Here is a 26,304-nt window from a genome sequence, read left to right as displayed (position 1 = left end):
GTGGGTGGCAGCGGCGGGGTGGAGCCGTTACTCGCGCCCCAGATCCCGGTGCCGAACGTTCACAGCTACCCCGGGCAGCGATCTTAGTCTTTTCGCCATCTCCTCGGCGACGGCGATGGAGCGGTGCTTGCCTCCGGTGCATCCGACAGCGAGGGTCACGTGGCGCTTGTTCTCGCGCTGGTAGCCGGCCAGTACCGGCTCCAGCGCCTTGGTGTAGCCGTCGATGAACTCCTCGGCACCCTCCTGGGCGAGCACATACTCGCTGACGACCTCGTCCTGGCCGTTGAACGGGCGGAGGTCGGGGTTCCAGAACGGGTTCGGCAGGAACCTCATGTCGGCGACCAGGTCGGCATCCGCCGGTAGCCCGTACTTGAACCCGAAGCTGAGCACAGTGACCTGGACACCTGGAGTGTCGTCGTCTGCGAAGGTGTCGGCGATGCTGGTCGCCAATTGGTGGATGTTGAGATCGGAGGTGTCGATGATGATGTCGCTGGACTCCCGCAGCTCCAGTGTCATCGCCCGTTCGGCAGAGATGCCGTCGAGCAGTGTCCCATCGCCCTGCAGCGGATGAGGCCTGCGCACCTGCTCAAAGCGGCGGACGAGTGCTGCATCCGTGGCTTCCAGGAAGATCACCCGAACCGAGGTTCCCCCGCGAAGCGAGTCGATGATCTCGTGGAGGTCGGCGAAGAGCTTTCCGCCACGCACATCGACGATGGCCGCGAGTTTCGGCAGGTTGCTTCCCGCACGGCCGGCGAGCTCCACCAGCGGTCGCAGCATTTGCGGGGGCAGGTTGTCGACGACGTACCAGCCCAGGTCTTCGAGGGCGTTGCCTACGGTCGACCTGCCTGCTCCGGACATACCCGTGACGATCAGCACTTCCTGCTGGACGGTGCCATCGGTCATCGTCTGTAGCCTCAAATCGTTGTTGATCGACGTTCCTCCAGCCTACCGATTTCGCGGCGCGACTCTGTCCGGGGGCTGTGTGGTCTGTTTCACTCGCGAAGCGAGCGATGGATCGTCTCCGCGGTGACCACCCCGATGCCCTTGACCTGGGAGATTTCGACGGCTGTCGCCGCGCGCAGCCTGGTGACGGAGCCGAAATGGCGCAGCAACTCTCGAACACGGCTCGGTCCGACACCCGGCACTTCGGAGAGCACGCTGGTGACATCTTTCTTGCGGCGTTGGCGTTGATAGGAGATGGCGAAGCGATGAGCCTCATCGCGGATGCGCTGGATCAGGAACATGGCATCGCTGTTTCGCGGAAGGATGACCGGGTAATCGGAGTCGGGCAGCCACACCTCTTCCAGTCGCTTGGCAATGCCGCACAGCTGGATGCCGGTGACACCGGAATCTCGCAGGGCGCGGGCGGCGGCCTGCACCTGCGGCTGGCCTCCGTCGACGATGAGCAGGTTGGGCCGATAGGCGAACTTCTTCTTTGCCGGGGCGGATTCTTCGTCTTCGCCTGGTTCTTCGCCCTGTTCCTGGACGGTTTCCGCCGTGGGATCGTTCATCCGCGCGAGTCGCCGCGACAACGTCTGGTAGATCGAGTCGGTGTCATCAGTGGAGGCGGGGATGCTGAACCGGCGGTACTGGTCTTTGCGGGCCAGCCCGTCTTCGAACACCACCATCGACGCCACGATGTTGGTGCCAGACAGGTGCGAGACGTCGAAGCACTCCATCCGCAGGGGTGCCTCCTCCATCCCGAGTGCTTCCTGAATGTCGGCCAGCGCCTGGGAGCGTGCCGTGAAGTCGCTGGTACGCCTGGTCTTGTAGAGCATGAGCGCGTTCCGGGCATTGGTTGCCACCGTCTCGGCCAGCGCTGCGACGTCTCCGCGCTGGGCGACCCGCAGTGAGATCCGCCCGGAGTTGCCTGTTCGTTCCCACTTGAGCGATGCGAGCCAATGTTCCAGCTCAGCTGCGTCCGAGGGCATCACGGGAACGACGACCTGCCGTGCGGGCACCTCATCGCCCTCATAGGCATTCCTCAGCACGGATTCGACCAGTTCGTCCAGGTCGACGTCGAGTTCCTTGTCGACCACCCAGCTGCGAACACCGCGGATGCGCCCGCCGCGTACCTTGAACAACTGGACGGCGGCCGCCAGCTCATCGTGGGCAATCCCGAAGAGGTCGGCATCGACGTTGTCGGCCAGCACGATCGTGTTCTTCGACAACACGGTCTCGAGTGCCGCCAGCTGGTCGCGGTAGCGCGCCGCATTCTCGTATTCCTGGGTCTCAGCCGCTTGTTTCATCCGCCTGCCCAATTCTGCGACATAACGGGTGTCCTGGCCGGCCATGAACGATGCGAAGTCCAGGGCGATCGACTTGTGGTCCTCTTTGGAGATGCGGCCGACGCACGGTGCAGCACACTTGCCGATGTCACCCAGCAGGCAGGGGCGGCCGGTCTGCTCCGCCCGTTTGTAGGTCGCATCCGAGCAGCTGCGCATCGGGAAGGCCTTGAGCATGAGGTCCACGGTTTCGCGGATCGCCCACACCTTGGTGTACGGGCCGAAGTACCTGGCGCCCGGCAATTTCTTGTTGCGGGTCACCAAGACGCGCGGAACGTCATCCGCCAGTGTGATCGCCAGGTACGGGTAGGACTTGTCGTCCTTGAACTGCACGTTGAACGGCGGGTTGAACTCCTTGATCCAGGTGAACTCCAGCTGGAGGGCCTCGAACTCGGTGCCGACCACCGTCCATTCGACCGAACTGGCCGTTGTCACCATCCGCCTGGTGCGTTCGTGAAGATTCTGCAGAGGGGCGAAGTAGTTGCTCAGGCGCGCCCGGAGGTTCTTGGCCTTGCCCACGTACAGCACGCGACGGTTGGAGTCCCGAAATCGGTACACGCCCGGTTTGGTGGGAATTTCACTCGCCTTCGGGCGATAACTGACGGTGTCGGCCATCGGTGCCTACTTGGCCGCCAGCACTTCTTTGAGGAAGGTGCCGGTGTGGCTCTTCTTGTTGCGCGCAACCTGCTCCGGCGTTCCAATGGCCACAACCTCACCACCGCCTGCTCCACCCTCCGGCCCCAGGTCGATGACCCAGTCTGCCGACTTGATCACGTCGAGGTTGTGCTCGATGACGATCACGGTGTTGCCCTTGTCGACCAGCCCGTTCAGCACCAGAAGGAGCTTCCGGACATCCTCGAAATGGAGGCCGGTGGTCGGCTCGTCGAGCACGTAGATGCTGCGGCCGTTCGACCGCTTCTGCAGTTCGGTCGCGAGCTTCACCCGCTGGGCCTCACCACCGGAGAGCGTCGTGGCGCTCTGGCCGAGGCGCACGTAACCGAGTCCGACGTCGACCAGGGTTTGCAGGTAGCGATGGATGGCGCTGATGGCCTGGAAGAACTCCGCTGCCTCAGTGATCGACATGTCGAGCACCTCGGCGATGTTCTTACCCTTGTAATGCACCGCCAGCGTTTCGCGGTTGTAGCGCGCTCCCCCGCAGACTTCACAGGTGACGTAGACGTCCGGCAGGAAGTTCATCTCGATCTTGATGGTTCCGTCGCCGGAACAGTTCTCGCAGCGGCCGCCCTTGACGTTGAAGCTGAACCGACCAGGGAGGTAGCCGCGGGACTTGGCCTCCATGGTCTCGGCGAACAGGTTGCGGATGCGATCGAAGACGCCCGTATAGGTCGCCGGGTTCGAGCGCGGGGTGCGGCCGATGGGCGCCTGGTCGACGTGGACGACCTTGTCGAGCTGGTCGAGCCCGGTGACCCTGCTGTGCTTGCCCGGGACCTGCCTGGCACCGTTGAGCTGGTTGGCGAGGACCTTGTAGAGGACGTCGTTGATCAGTGAGGACTTGCCTGAACCGCTGACCCCGGTCACCGCGGTCAGGGTACCGAGCGGGAAGCTGGCTGTCACGTTCTTCAGGTTGTTGGCGCGTGCACCCTGCACGGTGACCTGGCGGCCCTTGTCCACTGGTCGCCGCGACCCCGGGGTTGCGATCGACAGCCGGCCGGAGAGGTAGTCGCCGGTGATGGATGCCGTGTTGGCCAGCAGTTCGTCGTAGGAACCCGAGTGCACGACCATGCCGCCGTGCTCACCGGCGCCCGGTCCGATGTCCACCACCCAGTCGGCGGTTCGAATGGTGTCTTCGTCATGTTCGACGACGATGAGGGTATTGCCGAGGCCCTTGAGCTTGACCAGCGTCTCGATCAGCCGGCGGTTGTCCCGCTGGTGGAGGCCGATGCTCGGCTCATCGAGCACGTACAGCACGCCGGTGAGGCCGGAGCCGATCTGGGTGGCCAGGCGGATGCGCTGCGCCTCACCACCGGACAGCGTTCCGGCCGATCTCGCCAGGTTCAGGTAGTTCAGTCCGACCTCGAGCAGGAACTCCAGCCTCGCCCTGATCTCGCGAAGTACCGCCGCAGCGATCTGCTCCTCGCGGGCGGTCAGGGTCAGTTCTTCCATGAAGGTGAAGGCATCGGTGAGACTGAGCTCACAGGCATCCGCAATGCTCTTGTCGTTGACCGTGACCGCAAGCACTTCTGGCTTCAGCCGCTTGCCATCGCAGACCTGGCACGGGATCTCTCGCAGGTAGCTGGCGTACCGCTGCCGGGCGGAATCACTCTCGGCTTCAAGGTACTTGCGCTCGATGTAGGGGATGACGCCTTCGAAACCGGTCGAGTATTTCATCTCCCGCCCGTAACGGTTCTTCCACTTGACGGTGACCTGGAAGTTGTTGCCCTTCAGGATCGCTTCCTGGACATCCTCGGGCAGGTTGCCCCACGGCGTGGAGAGCGTGAAGCCGAGATCGCGTGACAGGCCCTCGAGGAGGCGCTGGAAGTAGTTGTACAGGCCCTTGCCGGATTGCGCCCACGGCAGGATGACACCCTCTGCGAGCGACAACTCCGGGTCGCCCAGCAGCAGGTCAGAGTCGACCGACATCCGGGTGCCGAGCCCGGAGCACTCCGGACATGCGCCGAACGGTGCGTTGAACGAAAACGTCCTGGGTTCGATCTCGGTCAGCTGGACGGGGTGACCGTTCGGGCACGACAGCTTCTCGGAGTAGCTGCGCCACGCGGCGTCGCCCTCCTCATCGATGAAGTTGATGGTAACCAGGCCATCCGTAAGGCGTAATGCCGTCTCGAGCGAGTCGGTGAGGCGGGTGAGTACGTCATCCGCTGCCACCAGGCGGTCGACGATGACCGAGATGTCGTGCTTGAGCTGCTTCTTGAGGATCGGCGGGTCGCTCAGCTGGATCGGCTTGCCGTCGACGATGGCGCGGGAGTACCCACTGGCCGCCAACTCCTTGAAGAGGTCGACGAACTCGCCTTTCTTCTGCGAGATCATCGGGCTGGCGATCTGGTACCGCGTTCCGGCCTCGAGGGTCATCAGCTGGTCGGCGATCTGTTGCACGGTCTGGCGCGAGATCCTCTCGCCGCATTCTGCGCAGTGCGGCACCCCGATGCGCGCCCAGAGCAGGCGCATGTAGTCGTAGATCTCGGTGATCGTCCCCACCGTGGAGCGTGGGTTGCGGTTGGTGGACTTCTGGTCGATCGAGACGGCGGGGCTCAGGCCCTCGATGAAGTCGACGTCCGGCCGGTCCACCTGGCCCAGGAACTGCCTGGCGTACGCGGAAAGTGATTCGACATAGCGTCGTTGCCCTTCCGCGAAAATGGTGTCGAAGGCGAGGGACGACTTGCCAGAGCCGGACAGGCCGGTGAAGACGACCAGCGAGTCGCGGGGTATTTCAAGGTCGACGTTGCGGAGGTTGTGGACTCTCGCACCGCGAACGCTGAGGCGCGCGTCGGAGTCAACGGGGGAAATGGTCACTGGATTCAGTCTACGTTCTCTTCGGCTGACAACTTCGGGTGCGGCGGCTTCGAACACATGTTCTATACTATCCGCTCAACGCAGCGAAACCGCCGCACGGCTGGGTCAGATGTGGCCAGCCGCCTCCATCTGGCGGAGTTCCTTCTTGAGATCGGAAACCTCGTCGCGCAGGCGGGCGGCCAACTCGAACTTGAGTTCGGCCGCTGCCGACAGCATCTGCTCGTTGAGGTCTCGGATGATCGTCTCCAGATCGTTGGCCCCGCTGGCGGCGAGGCCCTCGCGTCTCAGGTTCGGAGTGGGTGAGCGCCTCCGCCCGTCACGGTTGGACAGGAGTTCCTGGGTGTCCGCACCCTCGCGCGCGAGAACATCCGTGATGTCGGCGATTTTCTTGCGCAGCGGTGTCGGGTCGATCCCGTTGGCCAGGTTGTATGCGACCTGCTTCTCCCGTCGGCGGGTTGTCTCTTCGATGGCGATCTTCATCGAGTCGGTCAGCACGTCCGCGTACATGTGGACGGCTCCGGAGACGTTGCGTGCGGCGCGGCCGATCGTCTGGATGAGAGACGTCGATGAGCGGAGGAAACCCTCCTTGTCGGCGTCGAGGATGGCCACCAGCGACACTTCGGGAAGGTCGAGGCCCTCCCGAAGCAGGTTGATGCCGACCAGGACGTCGTAGACGCCCTGCCGGAGCTCGGTGAGCAGCTCAACCCGGCGCAGGGTGTCGACATCCGAGTGGAGGTAGCGAACCCGAATGCCGGCCTCTCCCAGGAACTCGGTGAGTTCCTCCGCCATCTTCTTGGTCAGGGTCGTCACCAGCACGCGCTCGTCGCGTTCGGTGCGCGTGCGGATCTCCTCGAGCAGGTCGTCGATCTGGCCCTTGCTGGGCTTGACGACGATCTGTGGGTCGACCAGGCCGGTTGGGCGGATGATCTGCTCGACCACACTGTCAGTGATGCCCATTTCGTAGCGGCCGGGTGTAGCGGACAGGTAGACCTTCTGCCCCACCCGGTCGAGGAACTCCGAGAACTTGAGCGGCCGGTTGTCGAGGGCACTGGGCAGGCGGAACCCGTGCTCGACCAACGTGCGCTTCCGGGAGGCGTCGCCCTCGTACATGGCGCCGATCTGCGGCACCGTGACGTGCGACTCGTCGATCACCACCAGGAAGTCCTCGGGGAAGTAATCGATGAGGCAGTGCGGGGCCTCCCCCGGCGCTCGCCCATCGATGTGCCGCGAATAGTTCTCGATGCCGCTGCAGAAACCGATCTGCTCCATCATCTCGAGATCGAAGGTGGTGCGCATCCTGAGCCGCTGGGCCTCGAGGAGCTTGCCGTCGCGCTCCAGCTCGCCGAGGCGCTCCGCCAGCTCCTCCTTGATGGTGCCGATCGCGCGGTGCATCGAGTCCGGGCTGGCGACGTAGTGCGAGCCGGGGAACACGGAGACGGCATCCAGCTTCCTCACGACATCGCCGGTGAGCGGATGCAGGCTGTACAGCGCCTCGACCTCGTCGCCGAACATTTCGATGCGGATGGCGAGTTCCTCGTACATCGGGATGATCTCGATGGTGTCGCCTCGCACCCGGAAATTCCCGCGGGAGAAGTCGACATCGTTGCGTTGGTACTGCATGGAGACGAACTTGCGGATGAGCGCCTCGCGATTGATGCGCATGCCGACCTGAAGCGCCATCATGGCGTCCAGGTATTGTTCAGAGCTACCGAGGCCGTAGATGCACGACACCGTGGACACCACGATGACGTCACGCCGGCTGAGGAGGGAGTTCGTGGTCGAGTGTCGCAGGCGCTCCACCTCGGCGTTGATCGAGCTGTCCTTCTCGATGAAGGTGTCCGTCTGGGGTACGTAGGCCTCGGGCTGGTAGTAGTCGTAGTAGGAGACGAAGTACTCGACGGCGTTATTCGGCATAAGTTCGCGGAACTCGTTCGCGAGTTGTGCGGCGAGGGTCTTGTTGTGGGCCATCACCAGGGTGGGGCGTTGCACCTGTTCGATGAGCCAGGCGGTGGTCGCCGACTTGCCCGTTCCGGTTGCGCCGAGCAGTACGACATCCGTCTCCCCGGCGTTGATCCTGGCGGCGAGTTCGGCGATAGCGGCCGGCTGGTCGCCGGACGGAATGTACTCGCTGATGACCTCGAACGGGCGCACGGCTCTGGTCGGTTGCATTACTTCAGTTTAGGCAGCACCGCTGACAAAGCCGTCGACCAGGGTGGACGGCCGCTCAGCGCGCAAGGGCGGTTCGGCGGGCACGTTCGAACAGGGCATCCGCCTGTGCCAGCGTCTCGTCCAGGGTGCCGTTGCTGTCGATGACGACATCGGCGATGGCGAGACGGTCTGTGTCGGTTGCCTGGGAGTTCAGCCGGTGCTTTGCCTCATCGCGGCTCAGTCCGCGAAGCGTCTCCAGTCGTTCGAGTCGGGTATCGATGTCGGCATGGACCACGACGATGAGGTCGAAGGGGTGCGCCTTGTCGACGGAGGCCTCGACCAGGAGTGGAACGTCGTAGACGACGATCGCTTCCGAATCGGCTTCGCCCGCTTCTGCGATCAGCTTGCCGGCGAGTTCCCTGACGGCGGGGTGGGTGATGGCGTTGAGTTTCGCGAGACGCTCCGGGTCGCCGAACACGAGCGAGCCGAGCGCTGCGCGATCCAGCGAGCCGTCGGATGCGATGACCTCGGAGCCGAACTCCGCAGCAATCCGGGCCAGCGCCGGCCTCCCTGGTTCGACAACCTGCCTGGCCAGCACATCCGCATCGATGTGAATGGCGCCATGCACGGCCATCCTCTTGGCGACAACGGTCTTGCCTGAGGCGATACCGCCGGTCAAACCAATCAGATACACGCCGCCCATGCTACTGTCACGCTGAGCAGGAGGTCGACTGGCATGCTTGAGTTCCTGACCGGAGCGGGTCTGGCACTTGCTGCCGGCGTCAACGCGTACATTCCGCTGCTCGCCATCGGGCTGGCGAGCCGGTTCCTGGAGTTCGTCCAACTGCCGGATGCCTGGCAATGGCTGGAGAACGAATGGGTTCTCGGTATCCTCGTCGCGCTGCTGGTGATCGAGTTCTTTGCCGACAAGATACCCATAGTCGACAGCGTGAACGACTGGGTGCAGACGGTGATTCGCCCCGCTGCGGGAGGTCTCGCCTTCGGATCCGGCTCCACCACTGAGACGCTGACGGTTCAGGATCCTGCCGCATTCTTCGAATCGAACCAGTGGGTTCCGATCGCCGTCGGGGCGCTGCTCGCGCTCGCGGTCCACGTGGTGAAGATGATTTCGCGCCCGGTGTTGAACGCGGTGACGGCCGGCGCAGCGGCACCAGTCGTGAGTGTCGCGGAGGACATCGGCAGCCTGTTCGTCTCAGCCCTGGCCATCCTGCTGCCTATCCTGGTCATCGTTTCTGTTCCGCTGCTCGCCTGGTGGGCATGGACGGCAGTGTCGCGCGCCCGAAAGCGCGCATACAGGAGTTAACGAAGAAGCGGCCGGACCCGGGGGTCCGACCGCTTCCTGATGAACTGTTGCTAGCTGCTACTCGTTGCCACCGGAGAGCTTCTCGCGGAGTGCGGCAAGCGCCTCGTCGTCTGCGAGGGTGCCGACGCCGGCAGAGTCACTGGAGAACGATGAGCCGGATGCGGCCGGAACGTCCTCGATGACCTGCGTCGCTGCTGCGGCGACCTGCTTCTTGTGGGCTTCCCAGCGGCCCTGGGCTGCAGCGTAGTCCTGCTCCCACTTCTCGCGCTGGGTCTCGAAGCCCTCTTTCCACTCGTTGGTCTCCGGGTCGAAGCCGTCCGGGTACTTGTAGTTACCCTGCTCGTCGTACTCGGTGAGCATGCCGTACAGCGCCGGGTCGAACTCGGTGCCCTCGGGGTCGACACCCTCGTTGGCCTGCTTGAGGCTCAGCGAGATGCGGCGACGCTCCAGGTCGATGTCGATGACCTTGACGAACACCTCGTCGCCGACCGAGACAACCTGCTCCGCCAGTTCGACGTGCTTGCCCGACAGCTCGGAGATGTGAACCAGGCCCTCGATGCCCTCTGCGACGCGAACGAACGCGCCGAAGGGGACCAGCTTGGTGACCTTGCCGGGTGCAACCTGGCCGATGGCGTGGGTGCGGGCGAAGACCTGCCACGGGTCTTCCTGCGTCGCCTTGAGCGACAGGGAGACACGCTCGCGCTCGAGGTCCACTTCGAGGATCTCGACGGTGACCTCCTGGCCAACCTCGACAACCTCCGACGCGTGCTCGATGTGCTTCCAGCTGAGCTCGGAGACGTGAACGAGGCCGTCCACTCCACCGAGGTCGACGAACGCACCGAAGTTGACGATCGACGAAACGACACCCTTGCGAACCTGGCCCTTGGCGAGGTTGTTGAGGAAGGTCGTACGGCTCTCGGACTGGGTCTGCTCGAGCAGCGCACGGCGCGACAACACGACGTTGTTGCGGTTCTTGTCGAGCTCGAGGATCTTCGCCTCGATCTCCTGGCCGAGGTACGGGGTCAGGTCGCGAACGCGGCGAAGCTCGATGAGCGATGCCGGCAGGAAGCCACGGAGGCCGATGTCGACGATGAGGCCGCCCTTGACGACCTCGATGACCGTTCCGGTGACAACACCATCGTCGGTCTTGATCTTCTCGACGTCGCCCCAGGCACGCTCGTACTGTGCGCGCTTCTTGGACAGGATCAGGCGGCCTTCTTTGTCTTCCTTCTGGAGGACGAGGGCTTCGACGGAATCTCCGACCTGCACCACTTCGGTGGGGTCGACGTCGTGCTTGATGGAGAGCTCGCGGGAGGGGATGACACCCTCGGTCTTGTAGCCGACGTCGAGGAGGACCTCGTCCCGGTCGATCTTGACGACGATGCCCTCGATGAGGTCTCCGTCGTTGAAAAACTTCAGCGTCTTTTCGACCGCGGCCAGAAAATCTTCAGCAGATCCAATGTCATTGATGGCGACCTGCTTGGGTGCCTTGGTCGTTACGGTTGTCATGTAGTTGTTGCTCCAGGATGGACATAAATTGGGCCACGGACGAGGTCGTGCTCTTGGTTTTGTGTCCCCGACTTCGATGAGTTGCGGGGAGGTCTCGCCATGGCAGGCGGATGAATCTTCGCAGAATGCGACTCTCAAGCTTAGCTCACCCCCATTAACAAGGGCAAATGACGCGTTGTGGGGCTAATGCCGTCGCAGGATGTCGGCCAGCGCCGGTTCCAACTCGGGGAACCGGAACTCGTACCCGGCTTCCTGAAGGCGCTGCGGCAAGACCCACCGGCTCTTCAGGATCAGCTCGGTCTCGGTGCGAATGGCGATCGACCCGAGTTCGAGCATCCAGCGGAACGCCGGAAGTCCGGCCGGTACTCGCAGTACCCTGCGCAGCGTCGCCATCAGGGTGCGGTTGTCTGAGGGGTTCGGGGCAGCGACGTTGACCACCCCGCTGAGGTCGTCTCGCTCCATCAGGAATCGGATGCTGCCCAGCACGTCATCGAGGTGCACCCAGCTGAACTTCTGGCGCCCTCCTGGCGTGCGGAACTCATGGAACGTGCCCTCTCGACGTCCCTCCGCGGTCGAGAACCAATGGCCGTCGAGCTGCGGACCGCCGAGCCCGAACCTGGCAAGCCCGGCCAGCGGGAGCAGTGCGCTTCCATCACCGAGCACGATCGCCATACGCAGGGCAACGCGGCGGGTTTCCGAGAGTTCAGCGTCGAAGAACTCCTTCTCCCAGGCGGTGGCGACGTTCACCGAGAAGCCGCGACCGATGTCTCCGCGCGCTTCGGTCATCGGCCGGTCATCCGCATGGCGGTAGATGGTGGCGGTCGACGAGTTCACCCACAGCGCGGGCGGATGCTCGCAGTCGGCGACAGCGCGCGCCAGCTCCCGAGTGGTCTCCACCCGTGATCGCAGGATCTCGGCACGGTTGGCGGAGTTGTACCGGCAGTTGACGCTCTTGCCGGCAAGGTTGATCAGCAGGTCTGAGCCGTCGAGCAGGTCGGTGATGGCCGCGGTGCTCCCCCAGCGGGCATCCGGCCCATTCCTGCCGATGAAGGCGACGTTGTCGCCGTCCGCGCGGAATGCCTCCGCCAGGTACTGTCCGATGAATCCGGATCCACCGGCGATCACGATTCGCTTGGTCATGCTGTGCCCCCTTCGCTCGGCCTGAGCTCGTAGTCGAACGAGCCGGCATACTCGTAGATTCGGCCGAGAAACGGCGCAGCCGTGACGACCTCGACCTGCTGCCGGCCGGACTCATCATCGAAACGTTCGGTCAGTGTCACTGTCGGGCTGATCCAGCGCGGCACCGTGACCCAGGTGGTGCGGATGCGCACCGCCAGACTGGTCATGGACAGTTGGAGGGTACCGGCGCTGACTGACGCGGCGAAGCGTCCGCGATACCGGCGATTATTGCCGAGGTAGTCGACCAGGTCGGTGCCTTCCGTTGTGATGGCGTCGACCATGTGCCGGTCCCCACCGCGAAGCTTGAAGGTGCGCGTTGCGACGACTGCGGCGTTCCCGTTGGCCTCCAGGGTGGGGACATTGACCACAGTGAACGGCACGCCCCGTTCCCAGACCGGGAAGAGCACGCCCTGGCGCGCGAGTACCCTAAGGACCGGCCACAGCCACCGGCGCGGGGTTCCCACTGTCGCGAAGGTTCCTTCCCCGGCTCCGTGGTGACCGCCGGGGATGCCGCGGAAATACGCCTGCAATCGCGGATGCAAGAGCGAAATCCGTTCGCCGAGTGCCAGTTCATAAGGCGATTCGGCTTCGTACGGCGATTCGGCGCCGAGCACTATGTGAGCAATGCGGAGCGGAGCGTGTCCAGCCCGACACCGCCGAGGGCCAGTGCCTCGCGGTGGAACTCCTTGATGTCGAAGGACTTCTTGTCGCGCGCTTTCCGCTCGTCGCGCAATTGCTCCCAGATTCGCTGCCCCACCTTGTACGACGGGGCCTGGCCCGGCCAGCCGAAGTACCGGTTCACCTCGAACCGGGTGGTCGCATCCGTCTCGTGATAGTTGGAGCGGAAGAAGGCGAGCGCGTAATCGAAGTCCCACTCCCCTGTGCCGTCGAGGCTGCGCTTGCCGAGGTGCACGCCGAGATCGAGGACGACGCGCGCGGCGCGCATCCGCTGGGCGTCCAGCATGCCGAGGCGGGTTCCCGGGTCGTCGAGGTAGCCGAGCTCCTGCATGAGGCGCTCGGCGTAGAGCGCCCAGCCCTCGGCGTGACCAGACGTGCCGGCGAGCTGGCGGCGCCAGGTGTTCAGCTGACCGCGGTTGACCACGGCCTGTCCGATCTGCAGATGGTGGCCTGGGACACCCTCGTGGTAGACGGTTGTCGTCTCGCGCCAGGTGGAGAACTCGGTCTCACCAACGGGAACCGACCACCACATCCGGCCCGGCCGGGAGAAGTCATCGGACGGCCCGGTGTAGTAAATGCCGCCGTCCTGGGTGGGTGCGATCATGCACTCGAGGCGCTTGATCTCCTCCGGAATCTCGAAGTGGGTACGGGAGAGCTCCTCCACCGCGGTGTCGCTGAGCTGTTGCATCCAGCGTTGGAGCGCGTCGGTGCCGTGAAGCTTGTTCGACGGGTCGGCGTCGAGGATGCTGATCGCCTCCTCGACTGAGGCGCCCTGGCGGATCTCGTGAGCGATTGAAATCTGTTCGGCGGTCATCCGCGCGAGTTCGTCTATCCCCCACTCGTACGTCTCGTCGAGGTCGATGGCGGTGCCCAGGAACGCACGGGAGTGCAGGGCGTAGATGTCCCGTCCGACGGCGTCCGTCTCGGTGGCCGCCGCGTCCAGCTCACCGGCGAGGAAGTCGGTCAACCGCTGGTACGCCGACGACGACGCTGTGGCACCACGCCCCAGGTCGGAGCGCAGCGAATCCGGAACGCTTTCAGGTGCGGAGTCAATGAACTTGGGGAAGAACCCTTCGGGCGATGCGTGCCGGGTGGTCTGCTCGATCACCGCGAGGACTTGGCGGCGTGCCGGCACCACGCCGTCGGCGATGCCCTGCCGAAGCGTCTCGATGTACTGCTCGATGGCAGTGGGAAGGGTGTTCAGGCGACCCGAGATGTCGGTCCAGTCCTCGACAGTCTCGTTCGGCATGAGGTCGAAGACTTCGCGAATCTCCTGCGCGGGGGAAGCGAGCACGTTGAGGTCCCGCAGGTGCAGCTTCGCTGCGTGGAACTCGTCGGCAAGCCCCAACTCGGCCAATAGGTCGGTCTTGGTGACCTCATCGACACTGTCGATCGCGTCTGCGGCTTTCAGCTTGCGCTGGACCTTCTTACGGGCATCCGCGAAGGCCTGGTGGCCTGCCGGCGAGTAGTCGCCGTACTCGCCGAGCTTTCCCGGCACTCCGATGTAGGTGGCGATCGTCGGATCAAGCTCGGTCATGGTGCGCACCCAGCCCTCGGCGATGGCATCGATCTTGCTCGGCGTCCTCGGATCTGTCATGCCGCCAGCCTATTGTTCTGGGTGTTGAGAGGCCTAATGCGCTGCGGCGTCCCAATTTGCGCCGGTGCCGATCTGCACGTCGAGCGGCACCTTCAGTTGCGCCGCAGAGCCCATCTGGGTCGTGACGATCTCGGCGAGCGAGTCCAGCTCTCCTGGTGCTACTTCGAAGACCAGTTCGTCGTGAACTTGCAACAGCATGCGACTGCTCATCCCCTGACCGCGCAGCTTCTCGGCAACGCCGAGCATGGCCAGCTTCATGATGTCGGCCGCCGAGCCCTGAATCGGGGCGTTCAGCGCGGCCCGCTCCGCGTTCTCGCGGAGTACCCGGTTCGAGGAGCTCAGGTCGCCGAATGGGCGGCGCCGGCCGAAGATCGTCTCGGTGTAGCCGTCTTCCCGCGCCTGGACGACGACCCCGCGCAGGTAGTCGCGCACCGCCCCGAAACGTTCGAAGTAGTCAGCCATGAGTTGCTTCGCCTCCGCGGTATCGATGCGAAGTTGCTTGGAGAGGCCGAATGCGCTGAGGCCGTAGGCGAGGCCGTACGACATGGCCTTCACTTTGGTGCGCATGATCGGAGTGACGTCGGCCGGATCGACGTGGAAAATGCGTGAGCCGACGAAGCGGTGCAGGTCCTCACCGGAGTTGAATGCCTCGATCAGCCCGGCATCGCCGGAGAGGTGCGCCATGATCCGCATCTCGATCTGCGAGTAGTCGGCGGTCAGCAGCGTGTCGAACCGGGCACCGTGTTCGAAGGCGGTGCGGATCTCCCGGCCCACCTCAGTCTTCACTGGGAGGTTCTGCAGGTTCGGGTCGTTCGAGGAGATTCGGCCGGTGCTGGTCCCGGTCTGGTCGTAGGTGGTGTGGATGCGCGCATCCGCCCCGATGCTCTTCTCCAGGGTCTCAATGATCTGCTTGAGCTTGGTGGCGTCACGGTGTTGCAGCAGCAGACCGAGGAACGGATGCGGCGACTTCTCCTGCAAGTCGGCCAGCGAGGCGGCGTCGGTCGAGTACCCCGTCTTGTTGGCCCGGGTCTTCGGCATTCCGAGTTCTTCGAACAGCACCTGCTGCAATTGTTTCGGCGAGCCGAGGTTCACCTCACGCCCGATTTCGGCGAAGGCGCGAGAGGCGAGGTCTGCGGCAGTTTCCGTCAGCCGACCGCCCAGCTCGGAGAGCACACCGGCGTTGGCGGTGACCCCGGTCAGCTCCATATCGGCCAGAACCCGCACGATCGGAAGCTCGATGTCATCGAGTACCTTGCGTGATCCGGCGTCAAGCTGTTCGGCGAGCTGGTTCGCAAGACGGAGCACGTACCAGGCTTCCGTCGCCGGGCTGAGGGACTCGACCTCCGGGACCAGCTGGTTGGGGTCGGCGATGGCGATGGTTTCGCCCAGGTGGCTGTAAACCTGGCCCGCGAGGTCTTCGGACCTGCCACCGGGTTTCAGCAACCAGGAGGCAAGGCTGGTGTCGAAGCGGATGCCGCCCACGGCCAGTCCTGCGGTCAGCAGCACCTTCAGCTGCTTCTTCGAATCGAGCAGGTACTTCGGGGACTCCCCCGCAAGCCATTCCTCCAGCGCGACGTAGTCGTGGCGTCCGGCCGCCCACGGAACGTAGGCGGAATCATCGAGGGAAGCGACCCCAAAACCGGTCGCGCCCTCCGGGCCCACCTCCAGCTGCAGCCCTAGCGGCTGGGTGCCATCCCTGGACGCTCGCGCCAGCCATTGGCCCAGTTCCTCGTCGATGAGTGTTCGAATCACCGGCGGGGTCGTTTCCGCGGTCGACTCGACGATCGGCGCTGGCGTGCCCACGGCATCCGTCACCCCTTCTTCGGCGGCAATCTTCATCACGCGTTCGAGGAGTGTCTTGAACTGCAGCCGGTCGAAGATCGCCCGCACCGCTGTCGGGTTGATGGGTTGCCGCTCCAGGTCTGAAGGTCCGACCGGCAGTTCCACGTCGGTGACCAGGCGGTTGAGCTTTCGGTTGCGGATCGCGTTGTCCTTCTGCTCCCGCAGTTTCTCGCCGACAACGCCCTTGATCTGATCAGCATGGGCGAGGATCTCATCGAGGCTGCCGAACTGATTGATCCACTTGACGGCGGTCTTCTCCCCCACCTTGTCGATGCCGATCAGATTGTCACTGGTCTCACCGACGAGCGCGGCGACATCCGGATACTGCTCAGGGCGGATGCCATAGCGTTCGATGACCGCAGCGGTGTCGTAGCGTTTCAGCTCGGAGACGCCGCGGGCGTTCGGGTAGAGCAGCGTCACATCGTCGTTCACGAGCTGGATGCTGTCTCGGTCACCACTGACAACGAGCACCCGGTAGCCCTCCTGGGCGCCGCGCATGGCGAGCGTTGCCAGGATGTCATCCGCTTCGTAGTCCTCCTTGGTGATGGTGGCGATGTTCATCGCGGCCAACGCCTCCTCGAGCAGCGGAACCTGGCCGATGAACTCCGGCGGGGTGTCGCCGCGGGTGCCCTTGTACTCCGGGTACTCCCTGGTGCGGAACGAGTAACGGGAGATGTCGAAAGCCACGGCGAGGTGGGTCGGCTTCTCTTTCTGCAGCAGCAGGATCAGCATCGAGATGAAGCCGTGGATGGCGTTGGTGTGCTGGCCTTCTCGGTTGACGAAACTGTCCACCGGGAGGGCGTAGAACGCCCGGAACGCCAGCGAATGACCGTCAATAATCAGGAGGGTAGGCTTTTCGTTGTCCGACACCCAGCCAGCCTAGTGGCGGCCGGTGACAGCCAGAATGCCCCCAGAATGTAGAGGCCAGATGACGAAGTTGCCCGACCACCTTCCACCGGAACTGGCCGAGATCCTTCGCACCACCGGGGGCGGCGAGCTGAGCGTCAAGATGGGCATCGAGTTCCTGGAACTGTCAGCCGAACACTCTGTCGCGCGGATGCCCGTTGACGGGAACCGCCAGGTGGTGGGCCTGTTGCACGGTGGAGCGCACCTGGTGCTGGGCGAGTCGCTGGGGTCGATCTCGTCGGCGATTCACGCGGGCGCGGGACGGGTCGCCCTGGGGATCGAGATCAGCGCGAGCCACAGTCGGGCGATCACCGAGGGTTACGTGATTGCCACGTGCCATGCGATCAGCCTGGGGCGCACGCTTGCGACCCACGAGATTGTCGTGCGCGATGAGGCCGGCAATCGGCTGTCGACAGTGCGGATGACGAACTTCCTGAAGGACGCCGGCCCCGCCTCTTGAGCTGGCGACCAGGCTCGTGATTCCAGCTGCGCGCCCTTTCAGTGCAACGCTGCGGCATCCGTCGCCGCGCCGCACTGAAAAGGCCGCGCAGCATCCGTTGTTACTTGTTCGCGAACTGCTCGATGATCGTCTTCGCGACGTCCTGCATGGTCAGGCGGCGGTCCATGGACGCCTTCTGGATCCAGCGGAACGCCTCGGGCTCGGTCAGGCCCATCTTGTCGTTGAGCAGGCCCTTGGCCCGGTCGACCAGCTTGCGGGTCTCGAACCGTTCGGCCAGGTCGCTCACTTCGGACTCGAGCGCGATGATCTGGGCGTAACGCGCCAGTGCGATCTCGATCGCGGGGAGCAGGTCGCTGGGTGTGAACGGCTTGACGACGTAGGCGAGGGCCCCGGCCTCGGTTGCGCGCTCCACCAGTTCCTTCTGGCTGAACGCGGTCAAGAGCACGACCGGCGCGATGTGGTTCTTGCTGAGCTTCTCTGCGGCGGAGATCCCGTCGAGGAGTGGCATCTTGACGTCCATGATGACCAGGTCAGGTCGCAACTCGGTGGCCAAGGCGACGGCCGCCTCGCCGTCACCGGCCTCCCCGACGACCTCGAACCCGTTGTCGCGAAGGGTCTCGACGATGTCGAGACGAATGAGCGACTCATCCTCGGCAACAACAACACGGCGAGGGGCTTGGGGAGATTCTTGGTCGGTCACGCCCTAAAGCCTACGGTATTCTGATCTGCGTTACTGTGCGCCGGTGTGGCGGAATGGCAGACGCGGAGCACTCAAAATGCTTTGCTCGAAAGGGCGTGTGGGTTCAAGTCCCACCACCGGCACAAATTGATAAATATTCACGACAAAGAAGCATGAGCACCTTTCCGGCCGATTGCCCCCTTGGCAGTGGACTGCACTTAACATCCCGTCCGTCGCGCTCTAGTGGACAACCGACGGATTCCGTCACCGCTGTGAATCTGGACGGATTATGAGGCACGTGCTGGATGCTGTGGCGAGGATGCGGCCATCGGTGTCCCGCACATCGGCTTCGGCGAATGCCACGTTCCGGCCGACTTTCGTCACCCAACCATGAGCGGTCACGGTTCCCGTATCGGCGGTGATGGGGCGCTGGAATGAAACCTTGATCTCCAGGCTTGTGTAGCCGACGCCAACGGGAAGGGTGCTGTGCACGGCGCATCCGCAGGCTGAATCGAGAACCGTGGCGAAGAAGCCTCCATGAACGGATCCGATCGGGTTGTAATGAGATTCGTCGGGTTCCGCGGTCATCAGGACATCACCTTCGTCGACTGACACGATTTGCAGTCCAATATGGCTGCTGATCGGCGGCGCGGGAACGCGCAGTTCGACCATCGCACGAAGCTGCTCTAATCCTGAGCTCTCGAAGACCTTTGCCTTGTTCTGTTCGGCAACGGTGTAGTGCAGCGTTCTTGATCGGAGCCCACCGGCGTCTTCGCTCACAGGACAACCACTACCTTGCCGTTCGCGTGACCTTGTCCGACGTAAGCCATGGCCTCCAGCGTCTGATCAAACGCGAAGGTACGATCAAGGACCGGCCGAAGAGCCCCGCTGTCGTAGAGGCGAGCCGACTCCTTCAGTTGCCCACCGTTAGCGCGCATGAAGAAGAACGAATACCGCACCCCAATGTCTTTCGCTTGCTTCCGAATGTTTCGGCTCAGCGCCGCCAGTACCGGCTTGAGTAGCGGTCGACCGATTTGTGCCGCGAATGCGGGGTCGGGCGGCCCGACAAGGCTGATCGCGAGCCCATCCGGCTTAAGTACAGTCAACGACTTCTCCAGGTTCGTGCCTCCGAGAGAGTCAAGAACGACATCGTAATTAGGGCCGACCTCTGCGAAGTCCGTGGTGGTGAAATCGATGACCTCATCAGCCCCTAATGCGCGAACCCTATCCGCGTCGTTGCCGCGCACTGTGGTGGTGACATGGACTCCCAAATGCCGTGCGAGCTGAATTACAGTCGAGCCAAATCCGCCGGCGCCCCCATGAACGAGAATGCGTTGACGTGGCTCGACGCGCGCGAGCTCGACCAGCGACTGCCAGGCCGCCAAGGCGACAAGCGGCACCGCGGCTGCCTCCTCGAACGAGAGGGATTCCGGTTTGAAAGCCGCGTCGGCTTCATTGATGGCGATGTATTCGGCGAACGTACCGATTCGAAGGTCACGCGGCCTGGAATAGACCGCATCTCCAACCTTGAACGCACGCACGTCCGCGCCAACCTCTGTCACAACGCCAGCAACATCGTGGCCGAGCACGAATGGGGGTTTGTACTTCAGCAACTGTTTGAAAGTGCCGTCGCGGATCATCCCGTCCAGCGGGTTGATACCTGCCGCTCGGACCTCAACCAGAACTTCGTGAGCACCTGGCGCGGGTATAGGTACTTGCGCGGACTTCAGCCCGTTCTCACCATACGAGTCGACTACGAACGCTTTCATATCAGCCTGCTTTCTACACGTGAGCCTTCGATGTGGTCGCCTGTTGTCGCGCGGATTGGCTGCTGTTTGGCGCTTGACCGCTGAGGAGCATCACGTTCTGTGATCTCGCCGCGTCGCACCACGTGGCCGCAGCTCTGGCATGCGACAACGGGGTGGTAAACCTCACCACAGGTGTGCGTGAAGGTCAGCGGAGACTCCGCTTCCGCAGTGAGGTGCCGATTGCCGAATTCGCGCAACATGCTGATGATAGGACCAAGCGCATTGCCGAGGTCGGTGAGGTGGTATTCGAATCGTGGCGGGCGCTCCTGATACTGAACTCGGGTGACGAAACCCCCCTCTTCCAGATGACGCAGCCGAACCGTGAGGACGTCTCTCGGGGCTCCGGTGTAGTGAACGATCTCGTCGAAGCGATGGATGCCGAGAAGCAACTCGCGCACAATGAGTAACGACCATTTCGCACCCACAAGCTCCAGCGTGTGCGCCACCGAGCACTCCCGAATCAGCTTCCCCATACCAATCAACCTACCTGAGTTTGATTTTCCAACTGAATCGGTTCAATTCCACGCGGCATCCCGCTCCCATTGCGCCCACGGCGTGGACGTACCCGCCTGCGGCTCTGTTGCGACTGAGTATTTCCCACGGTGGAATCAGCGACCCTCCCCCCACTGCACAATCTCTTAGCCTCAAATACCGTTCAGTTAAGACTCTGAATGTGGATTTCGCGGCTGAATTCGCGGATTTCCTTTGCATTGGCGGGGAACCGAGCGGTTCCCTGCCTCCGATTGTGCGCAGTCAAACCCGGTCGTTCGGGGCTGATTTCAATGGGTAAGTGTTGGGCATCCCCACGACTCGAACCACGACAAATGAGAGCTTCTCGGACGCCCGGGTCTACCACTCCCCGTGAGTGAGTGCCGCCTCATGCTCACGCAGAACCAGTTCGATCAGGCCAGGGAACCTGCGGTTGAGCTCCTCGCGGCGAAGCCAGTTTCGGTGACGGGTGCCGTCCACCTCCTGCTTGATGATCCCGGACTCGCGGAGCACCCGCCAGTGCCTTGTCAGAGCCGACTTCGACACCCCGAAGTCCGAACCGCTGCACGCTGTTCCTGGTTCCTGGGCGATGTGGAGAACAATCGCACGACGGATGGGATCGTTGAGTGCGAACATCGCTTCGAACAGATCGAACTCGCTTTCGGCCGGAATCGCCAGTGGATGCGTTAAACGACTTGCCACGATTCTTGTCCTCACGTTCGGAGCCGTACCCTATGTACGCATATGCGTGTACATCAGCTACAGTAAATGTACACGCCGACGTGTACATCATTGCACGACACAAAAGGCACGATCACCATGACCTGTAGCTACCTCTGTACTGACGCCCGCCGTTCAGGCCCCAGGACCACGGCGCTGATGGTGCCCGACGAAAGAAGGACGAGAAATTATGACGACCATTGGCTTGATCGGAAGCGGAAACATCGGAAGTGGTGTGGCTCGTTTGGCAATCGCCGCGGACTACGACGTGGTGCTAAGCAATAGCCGAGGCCCCGAGACACTCGCGGACCTTGTTGCCGACCTCGGACCGCACTCTCAAGCAGCGACGCCATCGGATGCTGCCGCAGCGGGCGACATCGTGATCGTGTCTATCCCCCTGAGCGCCTATCCGAACGTGCCGGTCGCCGAGCTTCATGGCAAAACGGTGATCGACACGAACAACTACTATCCCGAGCGCGACGGTCACTACCCGGAGCTCGATGACGAGTCGACGACCACGGCCGAGATGCTCCAGGCACATCTGCCAGAATCGCAGGTGGTCAAGGCCTTTAACAACATCTACTATCCCCATCTCACGGGCCTGGCCCGACCATCGGGGGATCCTGAACGCTCCGTCCTCCCGATTGCCGGGGACGATTCAGCCGCGAAAGCAACGGTGACGGAGTTCCTCGACGCCATCGGATACGACACCTTGGACACGGGTGCGCTTTCCGAGGGGTGGCGGTTCCAGCGAGATACTCCCGCGTACACGCGCCCGTATTTCAGCGAAACCGACGACCCGAACGTCGGGCGCCCTGTCCAACGCGACGAGCTGGCCGACAGGCTGAGCGAAGCCAAGCGCTACCGCGATTTCTGAGGCACTGAGCAATTGATCACGGCTCCATCGGCAGCCACTCGGCTATCTAGCGCCGCCGTCTCGGCGACGCAATCCCTACCCTTCCAGTGCGCGTGGGTACAGTCGCGGACACGGAGGACGAGACTCGTCGCGCAGTAGCGCACTCCCTCCGAACAGGAATGGAGAATGAACATGTCACGATTGAGTGGAAAAGTCGCCATCATCACGGGCGCCGCGAGCGGGATCGGCCTGACGACCCTAGAAATTTTTGCTGCAGAAGGCGCGAAGGTTGTGGCCACCGACATCTCCGAAGAGGCGCTGAACAGCGTGGTCGACACGGTTACAGCCAAGGGCCGGACGGCCATCGGGCGCGTTCTGGACGTTAGCTCGCCGGATGCCTGGCGCGGTGTCGTGGAGGACGTCGTTGCGGAGTGGGGAACCATCGACATCCTGGTCAATAACGCCGGTATCGCGATACCCAAGGGAATTCTCGAAGCCGAACTCGATGACTGGAACAAAGTGATGGCTATCAACGCCACCGGCACATGGCTAGGTATGAAAAACGTCATCCCCGTCATGCAGAAGGCCGGCCGAGGGTCAATCGTCAACGTCTCGTCCCTCGGGGCAATCATCTCAGGGAACGCCGACGGTGGGGCGGCGGCATACTCGGCGTCCAAGGGTGCCGTCCGCTCACTCACGAAGCATGGTTCGTTCTGGTTCGCTAAAGACAGCATCCGGGTGAACTCCGTGCACCCCGGCCCGATTTACACGAGCATGATTGAGGGCTACGGCCTGACGAAGGAGGAGGCCGCTGTGTCGGACAACGTGCCGCTTCCGCCTCACATCGGTGAATCATCTGATATCGCGTACGGCATCCTTTACCTCGCTTCTGACGAAGCGAAATATGTTACCGGTGAAGAACTCATCATCGACGGGGGGTACGCAGCCCACTAGCGAGTACCACGGAAAGCATCATTCACGGACGAGAAGTTCAACGAGGCGATCTCGCGCATGTCCAGGACCACCAGCGTCAAGTAGGCCATGGCGAACGCGGACATGGTCATTGAGGCTGTTCCGGAGAACATGGAGATCAAACACGAGCTCCGGGGAAATCTCCGAGGTCTTCTGGGCCTGCCCATTGGCATGATGGACGTGTATGACATGGTCGGGTCCAACGTCGTCTATGCGATGTCCCCAGGCTCCCGTATCCGTTGGTGGGACACCTGTACAACCCGCACCACCGGCACTGTAGAAATTGCCTCAGCTGTTCGGCGTTCGCGCGGTGACAGCTTGTTCATGCTTGCGCGGGTGCCCAGAGTCGGTACACCAGCACCCCGGCTGCGATGACGGTCAACGTCCAGCCGAGGACGACAGCGGCCAGCGCCAGGCCGCGACCACGCTCGCCCGTGCGACCTATCTGCGACAGCGCCACATGGCCGAGAATCAACCCCATGGGCGAGAAGAGGAACACGACGATGACGGAGGCGATGGCGAGTCGATTGGTGCGGCCGGTTTGAGTCGTGGGCGTCACCGGGTCATTGGCTGCCTCCGGTGCTATCTCTACGATGCCGCCGTGATCCGCTCGCATTGGGCGGGCAAAGACAAACACAGAAAGTATCGCGCTCAGCGCCACCGGAAGCATGAAGTAGATGCTCAGGGGACCTAACAACGTTCCTTCAGCGAAGAATGTCAGCCCACCGACCACAATTGCGGGGGCAGCGACAAGGACGCAGGCCCAGGCCGGGGACCTCATCAAGCGGGCGAGAAGAGCCGCCAGGAACAGAACGCCTGAGCCTAAGAGGATGAGGCGGCGACCTTCACTTGCCTCGGCAAGTACGTCCTCGGTTGCGAAGAAGTAGAAAGTCTTCTGCGTACCCCATTGGAGCAGCAACATCCCGAATACCACGACTGCTGCCCAGGAAATCAGGATCACCACGTGAAGCAGACTCTTCGCCACCGGGTTCATGCGCGGCTGCTGTGTTCGAGCGCCTGCCCGAGAACGCACGCGCCGTGTGGGAAGGCGCTCGGGTTCGGCCCCGAATAGTTGAGTCGCACGAACGGTCCTGCCGGTTCGGCGGGAAACCATTCGTGACCCGGAGCGATCACCACTCCGCCGGCTTCGCAGTCGCGGGCGAGTTGGTCGAGATCCGTGCCATCGGGTAGACGGGCCCAGAGGTTCAGGCCACCGGCGGGCACGTGATCGATGCGGGCCAGCGGGGCGTGCTCCTGAACGCTGGAGATGAGCAGATCCCGCCGGGCCCGAAGTTGGTGCCGGAGCCCGCGAAGGTGCGTCTGCCAGGCCGGCTGGGTGACGACATCCAAAGCCGCCGCCTGCAGAAACCCGCTGACGTACATGGATTCAGCACTCCGATCGGCCAGTATCCGCGCATGCGCCGGTCCGCGGGCAATCACTGCGGCCACGCGCACGGCCGGCGACACACTCTTGGTCAGCGACCGCAGATAGACGACATGACCGGAGTCGTCGCGTGCGGCAACAGGCTGGACGCTGGTGGTTATTCCGAAATCATGCGCCCAGTCGTCTTCGACGAGGAAAGCCCCGGATGCGCGCACTACCGCCATTATTTGCTCAACGCGATCGGCGGACCACTGCGCCCCGGTCGGATTGGCATAGTTGGGCTGGGCGTAGAAGAGACGCGCGCCCGTTTCGTCGAAGGCTCGTGCCAGGTCCTCCGGGTCAGGTCCATCCGGCCCGCTTGGCACCGGGATGACCTGAACACCGACCTGGGCCGCGGCGAGGATCGCACCCCAATAGGTCGGCGACTCCATCAACAGGGGTTGGCCGGTCTTGACCAGGGCACGAAAGATTGAGCTCAGCCCGCTTTGACTTCCCGGCAGCACGATCACGTCGCTGGCGGTCGGAGGGGCGACGCTGACCGGTGTACCGGCACGCATTTCCTGCGCGAACCAGGCCTGGAGGTCAGGGAGACCGCCGGCGGGTGGGCGGGATAACGCCGCTTCACCCCGCGAGGCCCGCGTGAGGGCTGCCCGCACCAGGCGCTCCGGCAGCAACTCTCGGTCCGGATAGCCGTCGTGGAACGCAATCACGTCGTTCCCGGTGCTTCGGAGCGCAGTGGAGGTGCTTCGAAGTGGAGCAAGGGGCGATCGCAGTGCCGCGCTCTGCCAGCCGTAGTCCGGTGGCTGCACGGTGCTGCTCGCGCGCACGAATGTGCCAACACCCGGTCGGCTCTCGACCAGGCCCTGCCGGGCCAGCGCATTGACCACTTTCTGCACAGTCACCGGGCTGGCCCGATACTCGGCCACCAGGGCGCGCGTCGAAGGCAGCCGAGAACCCGGTGCCGCTTGCGCGATCCACGCGTGGAGTCGCTCGGCGATACGGGAACTGTTATCCTGATTCATGACACACAATAGTAGCGCTACTGGTGAGTTGGCCATCCCGTTATCGTCGAAGTCATCGGCCGGCCTGTGGTGGGGACTGCTCGGCGTTGCCGCATTCTCGTTCACGGTGCCGTTCACCCGCGTGGCTGTTGAGGGGCTTTCCCCCCTGTTCATCGGGTCCGGCCGCGCCGTCGTTGCTGCCGCCCTGGCCGTTCTCGCCCTGGCACTGACCAGACAGCGCTTTCCCGACCGGATGCTCTGGGTTCGCCTCGCGATTGTCGCCGGCGGCGTAGTCGTCGGGTTTCCGATCTTCACTTCTTTCGCGCTCACCACGGCTCCGGCCAGCCACGGTGCAGTGGTGATCGCGCTACTGCCGGCCGCGACGGCTGTGATGGCGGTCATCCGGGGTCGCGAGCGTCCGCCGCGGGCATTCTGGATCTGGACCGGACTGGGCACCGTCGCAGCAATCGCCTTCGGGTTCTTCCAGTCCGGGGGCTTCGGCGCACTGCATTGGGCCGATCTACTTCTCCTTGGCGGTGTCGTGGCGGCCGCCATCGGTTACGCCGAAGGAGGCTTGCTCGCCCGCGAACTCGGCGCGTGGCAGACGGTGTCCTGGGCGCTCGCCCTGTCGTCGCCGCTCATGCTTGCCCTGACCGTGTTCTCTGTTGTTCAGCAGCCGCCTTCAGGTACACCGGTGCAGTGGGCAGCATTCGCATACCTGGGCGTAGTGAGCATGTTCCTCGGGTTCTTCGCGTGGTACCGCGGCCTGGCGATTGGCCCGATGACGCGGGTGAGCCAAGTGCAACTCGCGCAACCGGTACTCACGCTCGTCTGGGCCGGACTCCTCTTGCACGAATCCATGACCTGGACCACCATCGCTGGCGGACTTGTGGTGATCCTTTGCGCCGGAGCGGCAGTTCGCGTCCGTTCCGGACGGACTCCGGTCCTCCGTTAACGGGAATGCGGGTATTCGACGTC

The 26,304-nt window shown here is 63.4% G+C and carries 23 protein-coding genes and 1 tRNA gene; 7 read left to right on the top strand and 17 right to left on the bottom strand.

The window, feature by feature from the left end:
- Positions 1 to 27 precede the first annotated feature (27 nt).
- The 5 genes from rapZ to coaE form a co-directional block, all read right to left on the bottom strand.
- Positions 28 to 903, bottom strand: coding sequence for an RNase adapter RapZ (rapZ, locus tag ACX3PH_RS14510; RefSeq protein ID WP_459093399.1), 876 nt, complete (start codon positions 901 to 903; stop codon positions 28 to 30).
- Positions 904 to 992: 89 nt separating this feature from the next.
- A complete protein-coding gene (uvrC, locus tag ACX3PH_RS14505) occupies positions 993 to 2,900 on the bottom strand; it encodes an excinuclease ABC subunit UvrC (RefSeq protein WP_459093398.1) in 1,908 nt (635 codons plus the stop codon).
- A gap of 6 nt (positions 2,901 to 2,906) precedes the next feature.
- Positions 2,907 to 5,774, bottom strand: coding sequence for an excinuclease ABC subunit UvrA (uvrA, locus tag ACX3PH_RS14500; protein ID WP_459093397.1), 2,868 nt, complete (start codon positions 5,772 to 5,774; stop codon positions 2,907 to 2,909).
- 105 nt (positions 5,775 to 5,879) lie between these two features.
- Positions 5,880 to 7,943, bottom strand: a complete 2,064-nt coding sequence (uvrB, locus tag ACX3PH_RS14495; RefSeq protein WP_459093396.1) for an excinuclease ABC subunit UvrB — start codon at positions 7,941 to 7,943, stop codon at positions 5,880 to 5,882.
- A gap of 55 nt (positions 7,944 to 7,998) precedes the next feature.
- On the bottom strand, positions 7,999 to 8,616 hold the full coding sequence (coaE, locus tag ACX3PH_RS14490) for a dephospho-CoA kinase (protein WP_459093395.1): 618 nt from the start codon (positions 8,614 to 8,616) through the stop codon (positions 7,999 to 8,001).
- A gap of 42 nt (positions 8,617 to 8,658) precedes the next feature.
- Between coaE and ACX3PH_RS14485 the strand changes: the two genes are divergently transcribed.
- Positions 8,659 to 9,246, top strand: a complete 588-nt coding sequence (locus tag ACX3PH_RS14485) for a DUF4126 domain-containing protein (RefSeq protein WP_459093394.1) — start codon at positions 8,659 to 8,661, stop codon at positions 9,244 to 9,246.
- 57 nt (positions 9,247 to 9,303) lie between these two features.
- Here the strand turns inward: ACX3PH_RS14485 and rpsA are convergent, their stop codons facing one another.
- The 5 genes from rpsA to polA form a co-directional block, all read right to left on the bottom strand.
- A complete protein-coding gene (gene rpsA / locus ACX3PH_RS14480; protein WP_459093393.1) occupies positions 9,304 to 10,755 on the bottom strand; it encodes a 30S ribosomal protein S1 in 1,452 nt (483 codons plus the stop codon).
- Positions 10,756 to 10,938: 183 nt separating this feature from the next.
- Positions 10,939 to 11,895: an epimerase gene (locus tag ACX3PH_RS14475; RefSeq protein WP_459093392.1), complete on the bottom strand. Its 957-nt coding sequence runs from the start codon at positions 11,893 to 11,895 to the stop codon at positions 10,939 to 10,941.
- Entirely contained in the window at positions 11,892 to 12,548 is a 657-nt protein-coding gene (locus ACX3PH_RS14470; protein ID WP_459093391.1) for a DUF4166 domain-containing protein, read from the bottom strand. The genes ACX3PH_RS14475 and ACX3PH_RS14470 overlap by 4 nt, the downstream gene beginning before the upstream one ends.
- Entirely contained in the window at positions 12,548 to 14,209 is a 1,662-nt protein-coding gene (locus tag ACX3PH_RS14465; RefSeq protein ID WP_459093390.1) for a DUF885 domain-containing protein, read from the bottom strand. Before ACX3PH_RS14465 ends, ACX3PH_RS14470 begins: the two co-directional genes overlap by 1 nt.
- 33 nt (positions 14,210 to 14,242) lie before the next feature.
- Positions 14,243 to 16,921, bottom strand: coding sequence for a DNA polymerase I (polA, locus tag ACX3PH_RS14460; protein WP_459093389.1), 2,679 nt, complete (start codon positions 16,919 to 16,921; stop codon positions 14,243 to 14,245).
- A gap of 58 nt (positions 16,922 to 16,979) precedes the next feature.
- On the opposite strand from polA, the gene ACX3PH_RS14455 reads away from it, so the two are divergent.
- The gene (locus ACX3PH_RS14455; protein WP_459093388.1) at positions 16,980 to 17,417 is read left to right on the top strand and encodes a PaaI family thioesterase; all 438 of its coding nucleotides are present in this window, start codon (positions 16,980 to 16,982) and stop codon (positions 17,415 to 17,417) included.
- A gap of 100 nt (positions 17,418 to 17,517) precedes the next feature.
- On the opposite strand, the gene ACX3PH_RS14450 is transcribed toward ACX3PH_RS14455, so the two are convergent.
- Positions 17,518 to 18,117, bottom strand: a complete 600-nt coding sequence (locus ACX3PH_RS14450; protein ID WP_459093387.1) for an ANTAR domain-containing response regulator — start codon at positions 18,115 to 18,117, stop codon at positions 17,518 to 17,520.
- Between the two features lie 39 nt (positions 18,118 to 18,156).
- Between ACX3PH_RS14450 and ACX3PH_RS14445 the strand changes: the two genes are divergently transcribed.
- Positions 18,157 to 18,239 (top strand) — tRNA-Leu (locus tag ACX3PH_RS14445).
- A gap of 121 nt (positions 18,240 to 18,360) precedes the next feature.
- Here the strand turns inward: ACX3PH_RS14445 and ACX3PH_RS14440 are convergent.
- From ACX3PH_RS14440 to ACX3PH_RS14425, 4 genes are all read right to left on the bottom strand, one after another.
- Positions 18,361 to 18,876, bottom strand: a complete 516-nt coding sequence (locus ACX3PH_RS14440; protein ID WP_459093386.1) for a PaaI family thioesterase — start codon at positions 18,874 to 18,876, stop codon at positions 18,361 to 18,363.
- On the bottom strand, positions 18,873 to 19,865 hold the full coding sequence (locus tag ACX3PH_RS14435; protein WP_459093385.1) for an NADP-dependent oxidoreductase: 993 nt from the start codon (positions 19,863 to 19,865) through the stop codon (positions 18,873 to 18,875). Before ACX3PH_RS14435 ends, ACX3PH_RS14440 begins: the two co-directional genes overlap by 4 nt.
- Positions 19,862 to 20,377 (bottom strand): winged helix-turn-helix transcriptional regulator, encoded by a 516-nt coding sequence (locus tag ACX3PH_RS14430; protein WP_459093384.1) that lies wholly within the window; start codon positions 20,375 to 20,377, stop codon positions 19,862 to 19,864. The genes ACX3PH_RS14435 and ACX3PH_RS14430 overlap by 4 nt, the downstream gene beginning before the upstream one ends.
- A gap of 376 nt (positions 20,378 to 20,753) precedes the next feature.
- Positions 20,754 to 21,095, bottom strand: a complete 342-nt coding sequence (locus ACX3PH_RS14425) for an ArsR/SmtB family transcription factor (protein WP_459093383.1) — start codon at positions 21,093 to 21,095, stop codon at positions 20,754 to 20,756.
- Positions 21,096 to 21,303: 208 nt separating this feature from the next.
- Between ACX3PH_RS14425 and ACX3PH_RS14420 the strand changes: the two genes are divergently transcribed.
- From ACX3PH_RS14420 to ACX3PH_RS14410, 3 genes are all read left to right on the top strand, one after another.
- Positions 21,304 to 21,990, top strand: a complete 687-nt coding sequence (locus tag ACX3PH_RS14420) for an NADPH-dependent F420 reductase (protein WP_459093382.1) — start codon at positions 21,304 to 21,306, stop codon at positions 21,988 to 21,990.
- Between the two features lie 165 nt (positions 21,991 to 22,155).
- A complete protein-coding gene (locus ACX3PH_RS14415; protein ID WP_459093381.1) occupies positions 22,156 to 22,923 on the top strand; it encodes an SDR family NAD(P)-dependent oxidoreductase in 768 nt (255 codons plus the stop codon).
- 87 nt (positions 22,924 to 23,010) lie between these two features.
- Positions 23,011 to 23,316: a hypothetical protein gene (locus ACX3PH_RS14410; RefSeq protein ID WP_459093380.1), complete on the top strand. Its 306-nt coding sequence runs from the start codon at positions 23,011 to 23,013 to the stop codon at positions 23,314 to 23,316.
- On the opposite strand, the gene ACX3PH_RS14405 is transcribed toward ACX3PH_RS14410, so the two are convergent.
- Together ACX3PH_RS14405 and ACX3PH_RS14400 are read right to left on the bottom strand one after the other, a co-directional pair.
- Positions 23,264 to 23,935: a DUF4190 domain-containing protein gene (locus tag ACX3PH_RS14405; protein WP_459093379.1), complete on the bottom strand. Its 672-nt coding sequence runs from the start codon at positions 23,933 to 23,935 to the stop codon at positions 23,264 to 23,266. The two genes, ACX3PH_RS14410 and ACX3PH_RS14405, sit on opposite strands and share 53 nt — an antisense overlap.
- Positions 23,932 to 25,347: an aminotransferase-like domain-containing protein gene (locus ACX3PH_RS14400; RefSeq protein ID WP_459093378.1), complete on the bottom strand. Its 1,416-nt coding sequence runs from the start codon at positions 25,345 to 25,347 to the stop codon at positions 23,932 to 23,934. The genes ACX3PH_RS14405 and ACX3PH_RS14400 overlap by 4 nt, the downstream gene beginning before the upstream one ends.
- Here ACX3PH_RS14400 and ACX3PH_RS14395 point away from each other — a divergent pair.
- Entirely contained in the window at positions 25,346 to 26,281 is a 936-nt protein-coding gene (locus ACX3PH_RS14395; protein ID WP_459093377.1) for a DMT family transporter, read from the top strand. The two genes, ACX3PH_RS14400 and ACX3PH_RS14395, sit on opposite strands and share 2 nt — an antisense overlap.
- The last annotated feature ends 23 nt before the right edge of the window (positions 26,282 to 26,304 follow it).

It is taken from the genome of Homoserinimonas sp. A520, assembly GCF_054489245.1.
Note: the sequence above shows the minus strand (reverse complement) of the source record. Positions and strands in the feature narration are given on the sequence as shown.